The 13,433-nt window shown below is 66.2% G+C and carries 11 protein-coding genes; 6 read left to right on the top strand and 5 right to left on the bottom strand.

The genetic code is table 11. The annotated features are described in order from the left end of the window. Nucleotides 1-56 precede the first annotated feature (56 nt). Nucleotides 57-965, top strand: coding sequence for a hydroxymethylglutaryl-CoA lyase (locus tag C8C95_RS06270; protein WP_116748024.1), 909 nt, complete (start codon nucleotides 57-59; stop codon nucleotides 963-965). Nucleotides 966-995: 30 nt separating this feature from the next. On the opposite strand, the gene C8C95_RS06265 is transcribed toward C8C95_RS06270, so the two are convergent. From C8C95_RS06265 to C8C95_RS06255, 3 genes are read right to left on the bottom strand one after another with little or no spacing between them, the layout of a single operon-like run. Next, nucleotides 996-2,468 carry an efflux transporter outer membrane subunit gene (locus C8C95_RS06265; protein ID WP_116748023.1) on the bottom strand — a complete coding sequence of 491 codons (1,473 nt, stop codon included), beginning with the start codon at nucleotides 2,466-2,468 and terminating at the stop codon, nucleotides 996-998. After that, nucleotides 2,465-5,653 carry an efflux RND transporter permease subunit gene (locus C8C95_RS06260; RefSeq protein WP_116748022.1) on the bottom strand — a complete coding sequence of 1,063 codons (3,189 nt, stop codon included), beginning with the start codon at nucleotides 5,651-5,653 and terminating at the stop codon, nucleotides 2,465-2,467. The genes C8C95_RS06265 and C8C95_RS06260 overlap by 4 nt, the downstream gene beginning before the upstream one ends. Nucleotides 5,654-5,671: 18 nt before the next feature. Further along, on the bottom strand, nucleotides 5,672-7,006 hold the full coding sequence (locus tag C8C95_RS06255; protein WP_243415643.1) for an efflux RND transporter periplasmic adaptor subunit: 1,335 nt from the start codon (nucleotides 7,004-7,006) through the stop codon (nucleotides 5,672-5,674). Between the two features lie 208 nt (nucleotides 7,007-7,214). Between C8C95_RS06255 and C8C95_RS06250 the strand changes: the two genes are divergently transcribed. From C8C95_RS06250 to C8C95_RS06230, 5 genes are all read left to right on the top strand, one after another. Continuing rightward, the gene (locus tag C8C95_RS06250) at nucleotides 7,215-7,748 is read left to right on the top strand and encodes a YbaK/EbsC family protein (RefSeq protein WP_116748021.1); all 534 of its coding nucleotides are present in this window, start codon (nucleotides 7,215-7,217) and stop codon (nucleotides 7,746-7,748) included. After that, complete coding sequence (locus C8C95_RS06245; protein ID WP_116748020.1) at nucleotides 7,745-8,011, top strand: DUF1289 domain-containing protein; 267 nt, start codon at nucleotides 7,745-7,747, stop codon at nucleotides 8,009-8,011. The genes C8C95_RS06250 and C8C95_RS06245 overlap by 4 nt, the downstream gene beginning before the upstream one ends. Then, nucleotides 8,008-8,661, top strand: a complete 654-nt coding sequence (locus tag C8C95_RS06240) for a 2-hydroxychromene-2-carboxylate isomerase (protein ID WP_116748019.1) — start codon at nucleotides 8,008-8,010, stop codon at nucleotides 8,659-8,661. Before C8C95_RS06245 ends, C8C95_RS06240 begins: the two co-directional genes overlap by 4 nt. A 173-nt stretch (nucleotides 8,662-8,834) precedes the next feature. Continuing rightward, nucleotides 8,835-10,496 carry an MFS transporter gene (locus C8C95_RS06235; RefSeq protein ID WP_116748018.1) on the top strand — a complete coding sequence of 554 codons (1,662 nt, stop codon included), beginning with the start codon at nucleotides 8,835-8,837 and terminating at the stop codon, nucleotides 10,494-10,496. Nucleotides 10,497-10,645: 149 nt separating this feature from the next. Continuing rightward, entirely contained in the window at nucleotides 10,646-10,849 is a 204-nt protein-coding gene (locus C8C95_RS06230; RefSeq protein WP_015015743.1) for a hypothetical protein, read from the top strand. 89 nt (nucleotides 10,850-10,938) lie between these two features. Here the strand turns inward: C8C95_RS06230 and C8C95_RS06225 are convergent, their stop codons facing one another. Then, the gene (locus C8C95_RS06225) at nucleotides 10,939-12,057 is read right to left on the bottom strand and encodes an ABC transporter substrate-binding protein (RefSeq protein WP_116748017.1); all 1,119 of its coding nucleotides are present in this window, start codon (nucleotides 12,055-12,057) and stop codon (nucleotides 10,939-10,941) included. A gap of 81 nt (nucleotides 12,058-12,138) precedes the next feature. Continuing rightward, nucleotides 12,139-13,257: an ABC transporter substrate-binding protein gene (locus C8C95_RS06220; protein ID WP_192422265.1), complete on the bottom strand. Its 1,119-nt coding sequence runs from the start codon at nucleotides 13,255-13,257 to the stop codon at nucleotides 12,139-12,141. Nucleotides 13,258-13,433 lie beyond the last annotated feature (176 nt).

The raw sequence follows: 13,433 nt of genomic DNA, 5'->3' as shown, positions 1-13,433 counted from the left end.
CCTGCGGCGGCGCTGGCGAGACAATGGCGAGATTCCTGTCCACCCTTGGTAGCCCCATGAGCATTCCCTCCCGCGTCCGCCTCATCGACGTTGGCCCCCGTGACGGCCTGCAGAACGAAAAGACCCCGGTGCCCGCCGCCGTCAAGATCGAGCTGGTGCACCGCCTGCAGCAGGCGGGCCTCAAAGAGATCGAAGTCACCAGCTACGTCAGCCCCAAGTGGGTGCCGCAGATGGCCGACAACCATGAGGTGATGGCTGGTGTCACGCGCCAGAGCGGCGTCGCGTATTCGGTGCTCACACCCAACCTCAAGGGCTTTGAGGCGGCCGTGCTCGACAAGCCCGACGAGATCGTCGTCTTCGGCTCCGCCAGCGAGGCCTTCAGCCAGCGCAACATCAACTGCAGCATTGCCGAGAGCATTGAGCGCTTTGCCCCAGTGGTAGAGGCCGCGTTGGCCGCAGGCATCCGCGTGCGCGGCGCCATGAGCTGCACTGTGGGCTGCCCCTACGAGGGTGACATTGCCCCAGAGCGTGTGGCCTATCTGGCGGGCCTGCTCAAGGGCATTGGCGTGCAGCGCGTGGATGTGGCCGACACCATCGGCGTGGGCACGCCGCGCAAGGTGCAAAAGGCGCTGGAGGCGACGCTGCAGCACTTTGGCATCGATGAAGTCTCGGGACACTTCCACGACACCTACGGCCAGGCGCTGTCGAACACACTGGCCGCGCTGGAGCTGGGGGTGTGGAATTTCCAGTCGTCCGTGGCTGGGTTGGGGGGCTGCCCTTATGCCAAGGGAGCCACCGGCAACGTGGCCACCGAAGATGTGGTCTACATGCTGCAGGGCATGGGCATTGAGACCGGCATCGACCTCGACTTGCTCATCGACGCAGGCGCCTACATCAGCGGCTTTCTGGACCGCAAGCCCAACTCACGCGCAGCCAACGCCTTGCTGACCAAGCGCGCGGGCTGACCCCGCTGGTCCAACGCCACCCGGTCGCCGTCAACCGGCGTCCGGGGTGCCGCCCAGCACCTTCCACAGCGTCACGCGGTTGACCTGCTCGGCCTGGCGCAGGCCGATGAGGGTCTGCTGCGCCGCATACAGACTGCGTTGCGCATCCAGCACCGTGAGGTAGTTGTCCACGCCGGCCTTGAACCGCGCCTCCGACAGGTCGAACGCCTTCTGGGTGGAGGCCACCAGCCGCGTCTGCGCGGCGATTCGCTCGTCCCATTGCGCGCGGTCGGCCAGCACATCGGCGGTCTCGCGGAACGCGGTCTGCACGGCCTTCTCGTACTGGGCCACCGCGATGCGCTGGTTGGCCTCGGCCACCTGCACGTTGGCGCGGTTGCGGCCGGCGTCGAAGATGGGCAGGCGGACGAGTGGCACAAAGCTCCAGGTGCCGCTGCCCGCGCCAAACAAGCCGTCCAGCTCACGGCTGCCGGTGCCTATGTTGGCCGTGAGGCTGATGGTGGGGAACAGGGCCGCCCGCGCAGCGCCGATGTTCGCCTCGGCGGCGCGCAGGGCGTTTTCGGCGGCCTGTATGTCGGGCCGGGCGAGTAGCACGCTGGAGGCCAGTGGCACCGGTACGGGCTGCAACGCCGCCGGGGCCTGCGCGTCGGCACGCAGCGTGCTGGCAGTGGGCCAGAGGGCCGCAGGCACCGGGCCGCCCACCAGCAATTGCAGGGCGTTGCGGTCGCGCTCCACCTGGGCCAGGTAGGTCGCCACATCGCCGCGTGCAGCGTCTACCGTGGTCTGTGCCTGGGCCAGCACCAGCCCCGAGGTGGAGCCGATGGCGTGGATGCGTTCGGTCAGCGCATAGGCCTTTTCGCGGCTGGCCAGGGTGTCGCGCGCCAGTTGCAGCCGGGCCTCATCGGCGGCCAGGGTGAGCCAGGCGTTGGCCACATCGGCAATCAGGCCCGTCTGGATGTTGCGCTGGTTCTGCTGGCTCTGCAGAAATTGCTGCAGCGCCGCCTCGTTGAGGTTGCGCACGCGGCCCCAGAAGTCGATTTCGTAGCTGGCAAACCCCAGTTGCGCCGTGTACTGCGTAGCCACTTGTGCGGGGGCGGTGGCGCTGCTCATGCCGGCGGCGGTGCGGGCGCGGCTGGCTTGCGCCTGCGCGGTCACGCTGGGCAACAGGTCCGCCCGGGTGATGCCGTACTGGGCGCGCGCCCGCTCGATGGCCTCGATGGCCACCCGCAGGTCGCGGTTGTTGGACAGCGCCAGGGCAATGACATCACGCAGCGGTTGGGCCTGCACCCAGCCCAGCGCAGCCGCCGCTTGCACGCTGGCGTCGCTGGCCACAGCGGGCTGTCCGCTGGTCGTACCCACGGTGTCAGGCACCGGCAGGGCAGGGGTCTGGTGAGTAGGGGCCAGGTTGCAGCCTGCGAGCAGTGTGGCAGCGGCCAAGGCCACCGTCATGGCGGCAAGGGTGGTGGGCCGACGCTCGCGGCCTGGCGACAAGGGGGGGCGCGTCATACTGCGCTCTCCTGTGTAGGGTGCGGTGGGGTGGTGGCTGCGGGTGGCGGGGCGTTGTCCTCGCTGCGCGACCGGCTCTTGAACCAGCGGCGGATGAGCAGGAAGAACACCGGCACCAGGAAGATGCCCAGCACGGTGGACGCCAGCATGCCGCCCAGCACGGCGGTGCCGATGGCCACCCGCCCGCCGGCACCCGCGCCGGTGCCGATGGCCAGCGGGATCACCCCGAACCCAAAGGCCAGCGACGTCATCAGGATGGGCCGCAGCCGCAGGCGCACCGCGGCGACGATGGCGTCAAACAGGTTCTTGCCTTGTTCTTGCAGCTGCACCGCAAACTCGACGATCAGGATCGCGTTTTTGGACGCCAGCCCCACGGTGGTCAGCAGCCCCACCTGAAAGTACACGTCGTTGGTCAGGCCCCGGGTGTAAGTGGCCGCGAGCGCGCCCACCACACCCAGCGGCACGGCCAGGATCACCGACAGCGGCACGGTCCAGCTCTCGTACAGGGCGGCCAGGCACAGGAACACGAACAGGATCGAGATCGCGTACAGCATGGGGGCCTGGGCCCCTGACTGCCGCTCTTGCAGCGAAGCGCCCGTCCACTCGTAACCGATGCCCGGGGGCAGCGTGCGCAGGATGTCTTCCACGATCTTCATGGCGGCGCCCGAGCTCACGCCTGGTGCCGCGCGGCCTTCCAGCTCGTAGGCCGGGTTGCCGTTGTAGCGCAGCAGCTGCGGCGAGCCGTAGGCCCAGTAGCTGGTCGAGAACGCGCCAAACGGCACCATCTCGCCCTTGCTGTTGCGCACGCTCCAGCGCGCCACGTCCTGCGGCAGCATGCGCGCTGGCGCGTCGCCCTGGATGTACACGCGCTTGACCCGCTCGTTGTTCAAAAAGTCGTTCACGTAGGTGCCGCCAATGGCGCTGGAGAGCACGCTGTTGATGTCGTTGTACGACAGCCCCAGTGCAGCGGCCTTGCGGTCGTCGATCTCCAGGCGCAGCTCGCTGGCGTCCTCCAGGTTGGTCATGCGCAGGTTGGTCAGCTCGGGCCGCTTGCGCGCTTCGGTCAGGAAGGTGTTGGTGGCCGCCAGCAGCGCCTGGTGGCCCAGCCCGTTCATGTCCTTGATCACGAAGTTGAAGCCCGAGCTGGAGCCCAGGCCCCGCACGGCCGGCGGCATGACGACCAGCACCCGCGCATCACGGATGGAGGCCAGGTCGCGCGTGGCCTTGTAGGCGATCTGTGCGGCGGCCTGGTTGGGCAGCGTGCGGTCTTCCCAGGGCTTGAGGCGCACAAAGCCGCGTGCCGAGGCCTGGTCGCCGTTGATGCCCGAGACCTGGTAGAAGCTCAGCACATCGGGCTGCTGCGCAAAGTAGTCGCGCACCTGGTCCAGCACGCTCTGCAGCCGCGCATCGGCGGCGCCCGATGGCAGGTTCACGTTCACGTACAGAAAGCCCTGGTCTTCGTCAGGCAGGAAGGAGGTGGGCAGGCGCGCCATGAGCAGCCAGACCACGCCACACACGGCCAGAAAGATCAGCGCCATGCGCTTGGTGCGGCGCAGGGTGTAGGCCACAGTGCCCTGGTAGCGCGCCGCAGTGGCATCGAAGTGGTGGTTGAACCAGCGGAAGAACCGGTCGTTCAGGCCCAGCAGGCCGCGCCGGATCGGCCGGTCATGCCCGGCCGATGCGGCTGCGGGCTTGAGCAGCGTGGCGCACAGCGCCGGGGTGAGGGTCAGCGCCACAAACACCGACAGCGCCATGGCCGCCACGATAGTGATCGAGAACTGCCGGTAGATCACGCCGGTGGAGCCGCCAAAGAACGCCATGGGCACAAACACCGCCGACAGCGTGACCCCGATACCCACCAGGGCGGGCGTGATCTCGCGCATGGACTGGCGTGTGGCTTCCTTGGCTGATTGGCCGGTCTCGTGCATCACGCGCTCGACGTTTTCGACCACCACGATGGCGTCGTCCACCAGCAGGCCAATCGCCAGCACCATGGCAAACATGGTCAGCGTGTTGATCGAATAGCCCGCGAGCGACAGCACCCCAAAGGTGCCCAGCAGCACCACGGGCACGGCAATGGCGGGGATCAGCGTGGCGCGGAAGTTCTGCAAAAACACGAACATCACGATCACCACCAGGATCATGGCCTCGCCCAGCGCGCTCACCACTTCCTTGATGGAGGCGCGCACGAAGGGCGTGGAGTCCGAGCTGACGAAGTAGTCGATCTGGTTGGGGAAGTAGGGCTTGAGCTCGGCCAGCTTGGCAGCAATAGCGTCGGCTACCTGCATCGCGTTGGCGCCGTCGGCCAGCACGATGCCCATGCCCGCGCCGGGCATGCCGTTGAGCTTGGCCTTCACGGTCAGGTTCTCGGCACCCAGCTCTACACGGGCCACGTCCTTGATGGTGACCACAGAGCCGTCGAGCGCCGACTTGAGCACGATGGCCTCGAACTGCTCCACCGTCTTGAGCTTGGTGCGGGCGGTGATGGTGGCGTTGAGCTGTTGGTCGGACACCGCCGGCAGGGCGCCCAGCTGGCCGGCAGACACCTGGGCGTTCTGGGCGTTGAGCGCGTTGACCAGGTCCGACGGCATCAGCGCGTACTTCTCCATCTTGGCCGGGTCCATCCAGATGCGCATGGCGTAGTTGGTGCCGAACACCGTCACGTCACCCACGCCGTCGATGCGGCCGATCACGTCCACCAGGCTGCTGGTCAGGAAGTCGCCGATGTCCACGGCGCTCATCGACGGGTCCTTGGAGAAGAAGCTGTAGGTGACCAGGAAGTCCTGCCCGCCCTTGTTCACGAACACGCCCCGGCTCTTGACGGCGTCGGGCAGGCGGTTGGTGGCGGCCTGCAGCTTGTTCTGCACCTGCACCTGCGCCACGTCGATGTTGGTGCCGGGCGCAAAGGTGAGGGTGGTGCGCGAGCGGCCCGAGGCGTCCGAGGTCGAGCTCATGTAGAGCATGTTGTCGATGCCCTTGAGCTGCTGCTCGATGATCTGCGTCACCGAGTTTTCCACCGTCTCGGCCGAGGCGCCGGTGTATTGCGAGCCGATGGTCACGCGCGGCGGAGCGATGTCGGGGTACTGCTCCAGCGGCAGCGTGACGATGGACAGCGCGCCGCCCAGCATGATGATGATGGCGATGACCCACGCAAAGATGGGCCGGTTGATGAAGAACTGAGCCATGTGCTGCGTCCTTCGTGCTCAGCGGGAGGCTGCCGGAGCGGGATTGGATGCGGGGGCTGACGCGGGCGCGGCACCTGCGGCGGCGGGTGCGTCAGCGCCAGGGGCGCCCTTGCGGCCCTTGGCGGGGGCCTTCGGGTCCACCTCTACCGCGCGCACCTTGTCGCCGGGTTTGACGCGTTGGAAACCCTCGACCACCACGCGCTCGCCCGCAGCCAGCCCGCCTTGCAGCAGCCACTGGTTGCCCACTGCACGGTCGATGTTGATCGGGCGCTTTTCCACCACATCACCGTCCTTGACCACCAACACGCTGGGCTTGCCGGTGAGGTCGCGGGTCACGGCCTGCTGGGGCACCAGCAGGGCTTCGGGCGCGAGGCCGGTGGGCAGCAGCGCCTGCACGTACATGCCAGGCATCAGCGTACCCTTTGGGTTGGGCACCACGGCGCGCAGCGTGACGGTGCCGGTGGTGGCGTTCACGATCACGCCCGCAAACTGCAGCTGGCCGCGCTGTGCGTACTCGGTACCGTCGTCCAGGCGGATGCGCACCGGGATCTTGTCACCCTCCACCTTCTGGAAGCGGCCCGCGTCCCAGTCCCGCTGCAGCTGCATCAGCTCGGTGGTGGACTGGGTGAAGTCCACGTACATCGGGTCGAGCTGGACGATGGAGGTCAACGCGTCGGCCTGGTTGGCTGTGACTAGCGCTCCCGGCGTGACGTTGGACAGGCTGATGCGGCCGCTGATCGGTGCCTCGATGCGGCTGTACTTGAGATTGATGCGCGCCGTGGCCAGGTTGGCCTGGGCCACGGCCACGTCGGAGCGCGACTGGGCGGCGGCGGCCTGGCTTTCTTCAAACGCCTGCTGGCTGATGGCGTCGATCTTCACCAGCTCCGCATTGCGCTTGGCCGTGGCCTCCTGGGTGCGCGCGGTGGCCTCGGCCTTGGCCAGGGCTGCCTGCGCGCTGGCTTCGGTGGCCCGCAGCGAGGCGTCATCGATCTGGTACAGCGGCTGGCCTTGGCGCACCAGCATCCCTTCGGTGAACAGGCGCTTTTGCAGAATGCCCGACACCTGGGGTCTCACCTCGGCCGTGAGCGAGGCGCGGGTGCGGCCGGGCAGGGCGGCTTCGAGCTGCTGGCTTTGCTGCTTGAGCGTGATCACGCCCACTTCGGGGGCGGCCCTGGCCGGTGCGGGGGCCTCGTTGGGTTTGCTGCAGCCGGACAAGATGCCCGCGATCAGCAGCAGCCCCAGCAACGCTCCCCGGCATGGCAATGCCCCGAGGGCGGGGCGGCCCGGCACAGTGTTGGCAGGGGAGGTCGCGGGCAGGCTCGGGCACAGCGGGGACAACGCAGCATCGTTCATGGGCGTGGGAGCGGTTGGGTTGGGAAGGTTCGGCGCATTGTGGGGCGCACACATTTCCTGTTTGTAAAGTGGCCGGATTTGGCCCGGGTGCCGGAGCGCCGTGCAGGGACATGCGGGCCGGGGTGCGAGGGAGGCCATGGCGCGCGGCAAAATGGAGGGAGACCCGACCGAATCACGCCCCCCTGTAGACCTGCTGGAGACAACGCGAATGTGTGGAGCCGAACTGAAGAACCTGCCCGAGGGCGTACAGCGTGTGGCTGCCGAACTGCAGCGGCGCGGCCACCCGCACCTGCCGCAGATGCTGGACGATGCCGCACGCACCGCACAGCAGGCCGCCGATGCGCTGGGCATCCTGGTGGGGCAGGTGGCCAAGAGCATCATCTTTCGGCGCAAGAGCGACGATGCTGCGGTGCTGGTGGTCACCTCGGGCGACCGACGTGTGGACGAGAAAAAGGTGGAAGCCCATGTGGGCGGCAAGATCGGCCGGGCCGATGCCGAGTTTGTGAAATCGCGCACCGGCTTCTCGATTGGCGGCGTGTCGCCCGTGGCGCATGCCACGCCGCCCGTCACGCTCATTGACCAGGACCTGTTGCGCTTTGACGTGGTGTGGGCCGCAGCAGGCCACCCCCACGGTGTGTTCCCCTTGCACCCCACCGACCTGCAGCGCCTGACGGGCGCACCCGTCGTGGACGTGGTGCAAGCACCGGTGGCGGACGCGTCTGCGACCCAGGCGGCCGCATGAATGCTATTGATTTGCTAGCTGTCAAGGCAAAAGAGACTAGCGCTTCCGGCCAATTTGACCCCAAAAGTGCCGAGCCAGTGCCTTCGCCCTGCATTTCGGTGTGCCGCATGACGCCCGACCGCAGCCACTGCGAAGGCTGCTTTCGCACGCTGGATGAAATCCGCGCCTGGTCGCGTGCCGACGCTCCGCAGCGGCGCGCCATCTGGGCGCAGTTGTTGCAACGCGCCGGCATTGACTGGCCCGTGCCGGAGACCGAGGCATGAAGCGCATCACGTTCTACCTGGACTTCATTTCTCCCTATGCCTGGCTGGCGTTTGAGCGCTTGCCCGAGGTGCTGGAAGGGCTGACCTATAGCGTGACCTACCAGCCCGTGCTGCTGGGTGCCCTGCTGCAGCAGCACGGCAACCCCGGCCCTGCGGGCATTGCCCCCAAGCGCGACTGGACCTACCGCCATGTGACCTGGCTGGGCCATGCGCAAGGCACGCCACTGCAGATGCCTGCGCGCCACCCGTTCAACCCGCTGCCCCTGCTGCGCCAGGCCCTGGCATGCAGTGACGACGGCAGCATCAACCGCTACGTGGCGGGCACGGTGCTGCGGCACGTGTGGCAAGGCGGCGCCGACGCGCTGGACCCTGCGCGCCTGGCCACGCTGGCCGAGGCGCTCGCGGAGCAGGTGCGCCCCGGGCAGGACGTGAACAGCGACGGCCCCAAGGCCTTGCTGCGCGCCAACACCGAAGCCGCGCAAGCAGCCGGTGTGTTTGGCGTGCCCGCGTTTGGGGTGGACGGCAAGCTGTTCTGGGGGCTCGACGGCCTGCCCATGCTGCGTGCCTACCTCGATGGCGACGCCTGGTTCGACGGCCCCGCCTGGGACGCTGTCAGCCAGCTCCCATCGGGTTTACCCGGCAAGTCCTGAGCAATTTCCGGATGCTGAAAGGGGTGCTGCGGGTTTCACCCTAAGTTGTCAGAGAGCGGTCAGTTTGATGAAAGCTCTTGTTGGTTTCGCGTCAGAGGGTGGTCAGTGCCATCTCCAAGAATGCGTGCAGCCCGCCGCAGTGCGGTCTGTAACACCAATAGGAGACACACACCATGGCAACTGTTCATCCCGCACCGCGGCCGATGTCGCCCGAAGAGAGGAAGGTCATCTTCGCCTCGTCGCTCGGCACCGTTTTCGAGTGGTACGACTTTTACCTGTACGGCTCGCTCGCAGCCATCATCGCCAAGCAGTTCTTCAGCGGTCTGGATGCTGGTTCGGCGTTCATCTTCGCGCTGCTGGCGTTTGCTGCGGGCTTCATTGTTCGTCCCTTCGGCGCCATCTTCTTCGGCCGCCTGGGCGACATGATCGGCCGCAAGTACACGTTCCTGGTCACCATCCTGATCATGGGCCTGTCCACCTTCATCGTGGGCATCTTGCCGACTTACGCGTCCATCGGTGTGGCCGCTCCCGTCATCCTGATTGCCCTGCGCCTGCTGCAAGGCCTGGCACTGGGCGGTGAATACGGCGGTGCTGCCACGTATGTGGCCGAGCACGCACCGCACGGCAAGCGCGGCGCCTACACCGCCTGGATCCAGACCACCGCCACGCTGGGTCTGTTCCTGTCGCTGATGGTGATCCTGGGCACCCGCACAGTGCTGGGCGAAGAAGCCTTTGGTGATTGGGGCTGGCGTGTTCCGTTCATCGTGTCGATCCTGCTGCTGGCCATTTCGGTCTGGATCCGCCTGTCGATGAACGAATCGCCTGCCTTCCAGAAGATGAAGGCCGAGGGCAAGACCTCCAAGGCACCGTTGACCGAATCCTTCGGCCAGTGGAAGAACCTGAAGATCGTGATCCTGGCACTGGTGGGCCTGACCGCCGGCCAGGCCGTGGTGTGGTATTCGGGCCAGTTCTATGCGCTGTTCTTCCTGACGCAGGCGCTGAAGGTCGATGGCGCCACCGCCAATATCTTCGTGGCCGTTTCGCTGCTGATCGGTACACCGTTCTTCATCGTGTTCGGTTCGCTGTCGGACAAGATCGGCCGCAAGCCGATCATCCTGGCAGGCTGCCTGCTGGCCGCGCTGACGTACTTCCCTGTGTTCGGTGCACTGACCAAGGCGGCCAATCCCGCCCTGGCTGAAGCCCAAGCCAAGAACAAGGTGGTGATCACCGCTGACCCTGCCGAGTGCTCGTTCCAGTTCAACCCCACAGGTACTACCAAGTTCACCAGCTCGTGCGACATCGCCAAGCAGGTGCTGGCTGGCGCCTCGGTGAGCTATGAAAACGCTGTGGCTCCCGCCGGTACGGTGGCGACCATCAAGATTGGCGAAACCGCAATCCCCTCGTACACCAGCAAGGGCCTGAGCGCTGATGAAGCCAAGAAGAAGGACGCCGAGTTCAAGAAGCTCGTGGCCGACGACCTGAAGGCCGCTGGCTACCCCACCAAGGCAGACCCTGCCCGTATCGACAAGGTGATGGTCACCATCATCCTGACCTACCTGGTGCTGCTGGTGACCATGGTGTACGGCCCCATCGCCGCCATGCTGGTGGAAATGTTCCCCACCCGCATCCGCTACACGTCCATGTCCCTGCCGTACCACATCGGTAACGGCTGGTTCGGCGGCCTGCTGCCCACCACGGCGTTTGCCATCGTGGCCCAGACCGGCAACATGTACAACGGACTGTGGTACCCCATCATCATCGCCGGTGCTACGGTGGTGATCGGTGGCCTGTTCATCAAGGAAACCAAGGACGTGGACATTTACGCCAACGACTGATCGTTGCTGACCGGTGTACAGGGCCCGCCCCGCAAGGGTCGGGCCCTGTGTTCCATCAAGGGGCTTGTGCCGCGCACCAGTACAACCCACAACCCTGCGCGTTCAGCCAGGCCCCTTGATTGAACAAACCCATCCCAGGAGATATTGATATGTGGAAGATTGTTGTTGGCTTCGTCTTGTTTGCTGCCTTGTCGATGTACGTGATCATCACGGCGGGCGACAAGGCCGACATGGGTGGTGAAAAGCACGGTGCCGATGCGGTGCACGCGCCGGAGGCCCCGGCCAGCGCGGCGGCACCTGCTGCCGCACCTGCACCCGCTGCGGCTCCTGCATCGGCTGCCAGCGCGCAATAAGCACATTGCCCGGCATGACAAAGGCCCTGCCAGCAATCGCTGGCAGGGCCTTTTTTTATGGTGTCCTAGGGATGTTGGCCTGCGCCGTGTCAGCGCTTGAAGCGCCCGTCGGTGCCGATGATGGACAGGTCCGAGAAGTCCAGCCCGCTGTGGTCGGTAGGGCTGTAGCTCAGCTCCATGCCGCCCAGATCCCACTTCTTGATACTTTCCAACCCCATGTGGAGTTTGGCGCTGTCGGGTTTAGCGCCTGCACGTTTGAGGCCTTCCACCAGCACCTTGGCGCTCACAAAACCCTCCAGCATGGCGGGCGTCAGTTCGCCGATGTTCTTGGCCTTGGCCAAGTCCATGGCCTCCTTGACCACGGGGTAGTTGAGCGAGCGCTCCGACGGGAACACCTGCGTCACCACCACGCCCCGGGCCTGGTCTCCCAGGGCCTTCACAAACCCACCCGACGCGTTGTTGGACAGGGTGACGATCTGTCCGGCAACGCCCGCGGCGCGCAAGGCCTTGATGCCATCGACCACCGCAGCGCCCGTGCCGATGAAGATCACGGCCTGGGGCTGCTTGCCGGCCACGCGTGGGGCGATGGCGCTGTAGTCGGGCTTGGCACGGTCAAACTTTTCGATGAACAGCGCCTCGATGTTGTTGGCCTTGAATCCGGCCTGTGCTCCGGCCAGCCCGTCGGCGCCAAACGTGTCGTCCACATGCACCACGCCAATGCGCTGGATGCCCAGCGTGTGCAGGTGCGAAATGGCCTTGGTCACCTCGCGCTGGTAGGGCGCCCGCACGTTGAACACGTATTTGCTCACCGGCTGGTGCAGCGCAATCGCCCCGGTGGACGGACCCACCAGCGGCACGCCATGCTGCTCCAGCACCGGGATGATGCCCTGGGTGTGGGGCGTTCCACGGGTCATGAACAGGCCGATCACGCCCTTTTGTTCAATCAGGGTGCGGGTGTTGTCCAGGGTCAGCTTGGGGTCGAACTTGTCGTCCAGCGACAGCACCTCCACCTTCTGCCCGCCCACGCCGCCCTTGGCATTGACATGGTCGATGTAGAGGGCTGCGCCCTGCATGGATTCGGCCACCGTGGCGGCGGCCGAGCCGGTGATGCCCACCGTCTGGCCAATGAGGATCTGTGCATGGGCCGAACCGATGCCCAGGGCAGCAGCCAGAGCGCAGAGCGCGCCGGCCAAGCCAGTTTTCTTCATGGGGTTGTCTCCTGCGTGTGGAGCGCCCGAGTGTAGGGACGCCCCCGCGCGGGACAACTGTAAAAACGCGTAGGCGGGCGCTCAGCGGCGGAAGCGCCCGTCCGTGCCGATGATGGCCAGGTCGGCAAAGTCCAGCCCGGTGTGGTCCTCGGGGCTGAAGTTCACCTCCAGACCGCCCAGGTCCAGCTTCTTGATGCTCTCCAGCGCGACCTGGATCTTCTCGCGGGTGGGCTTGGGGCCCGCGCGCTTGAGACCTTCCACCAGCACCTTGGCGGCGGCAAAGCCTTCCAGCATGGCGGGGCTGATTTCGGTGAGCCCCTTGGTCTTGGCCAGTTCCTGGGCTTCCTTCACCATCGGGTAGGTCACGGCCCGTTCGTTGGGGAACACCTGTGTCACGATCACGCCCCGCGCGTTGGCCCCCAGGCTTTTGATGAAGCCGCTGGAGGCATTGTTGGACAGCGTCACGATCTGCGCGGCCGAGCCCGCCGTGCGCAGTGCCGTGGTGGCATCCACCACCGCAGAGCCCGAGGCCACCATCAGCACCGCCTGCGCGTCGGCCTTGGCCACCTTGGCGGCAATGGGGGCGAAGTCGGGCTTGGCGCGGTCGAATTTTTCGGACACCACAGCCGTCAGTTTGGCGGCCGCGAGGCCCTTCTGTGCGCCCTGGATGCCATCGGCGCCAAAGCTGTCGTCCGCATACACCAGCGCCACACGGGTGATGCCCATGGAGGCCAGGTGGGTGATTGCCTTTTCGGCCTCGCGCTGGTAGGTGGCGCGCACATTGAAGATGTATTTGCGCACCGGCTGGTGCAGCACCATGGCGCCGGTGGACGGTGCCACCAGCACCACGCCGTGTTTGTCCAGCAGCGGCAGGATGGCCTCGGTGTGGGGTGTGCCCCGGTTGAGGAACAGGGCCGACACGTTCTTGTCCTCGATCAGCGTGCGGGCGTTTTCTGCCGCCAGCTTGGGGTCGAACTTGTCGTCCAGGGAGATCAGCTCGATCTTCTGGCCATTGACACCGCCCTTGGCGTTGATGGCGTCGATGAACAGCAGCGCGCCATCGGTAGTCTCTTTCACGCCCGCTGCCACCTGGCCGCTGAAACCTGCGGTCTGGCCGATCAGGATCTGGGCATGGCTGGCTGCACTGGCCGCAAGCGCCAGGACCAGGCCAGCCGCTCGCAGTTGCCATTGTTTTGTCATGGCGGTCTCCTCTTGTTTTGTGTGGAGGCCGCAGTCTAAACCGATGTTTCGGGCCCGGACACCCGCTTTTCGCCCGCCGCTGCTCCATTGCTTGTGCTTTGTCCACGGTCAAAGCACCGCAGCGCGCCTCGGGGGTAATCGGCGCGCGCCGGCGCAAACGCCGGGTGCGTCCCTAG

The sequence above is a fragment of the Acidovorax sp. 99 genome (assembly GCF_003096455.1).
GTDB classification, from domain to species: Bacteria; Pseudomonadota; Gammaproteobacteria; order Burkholderiales; family Burkholderiaceae_C; genus Acidovorax; species Acidovorax delafieldii.
Note: the sequence above shows the minus strand (reverse complement) of the source record. Positions and strands in the feature narration are given on the sequence as shown.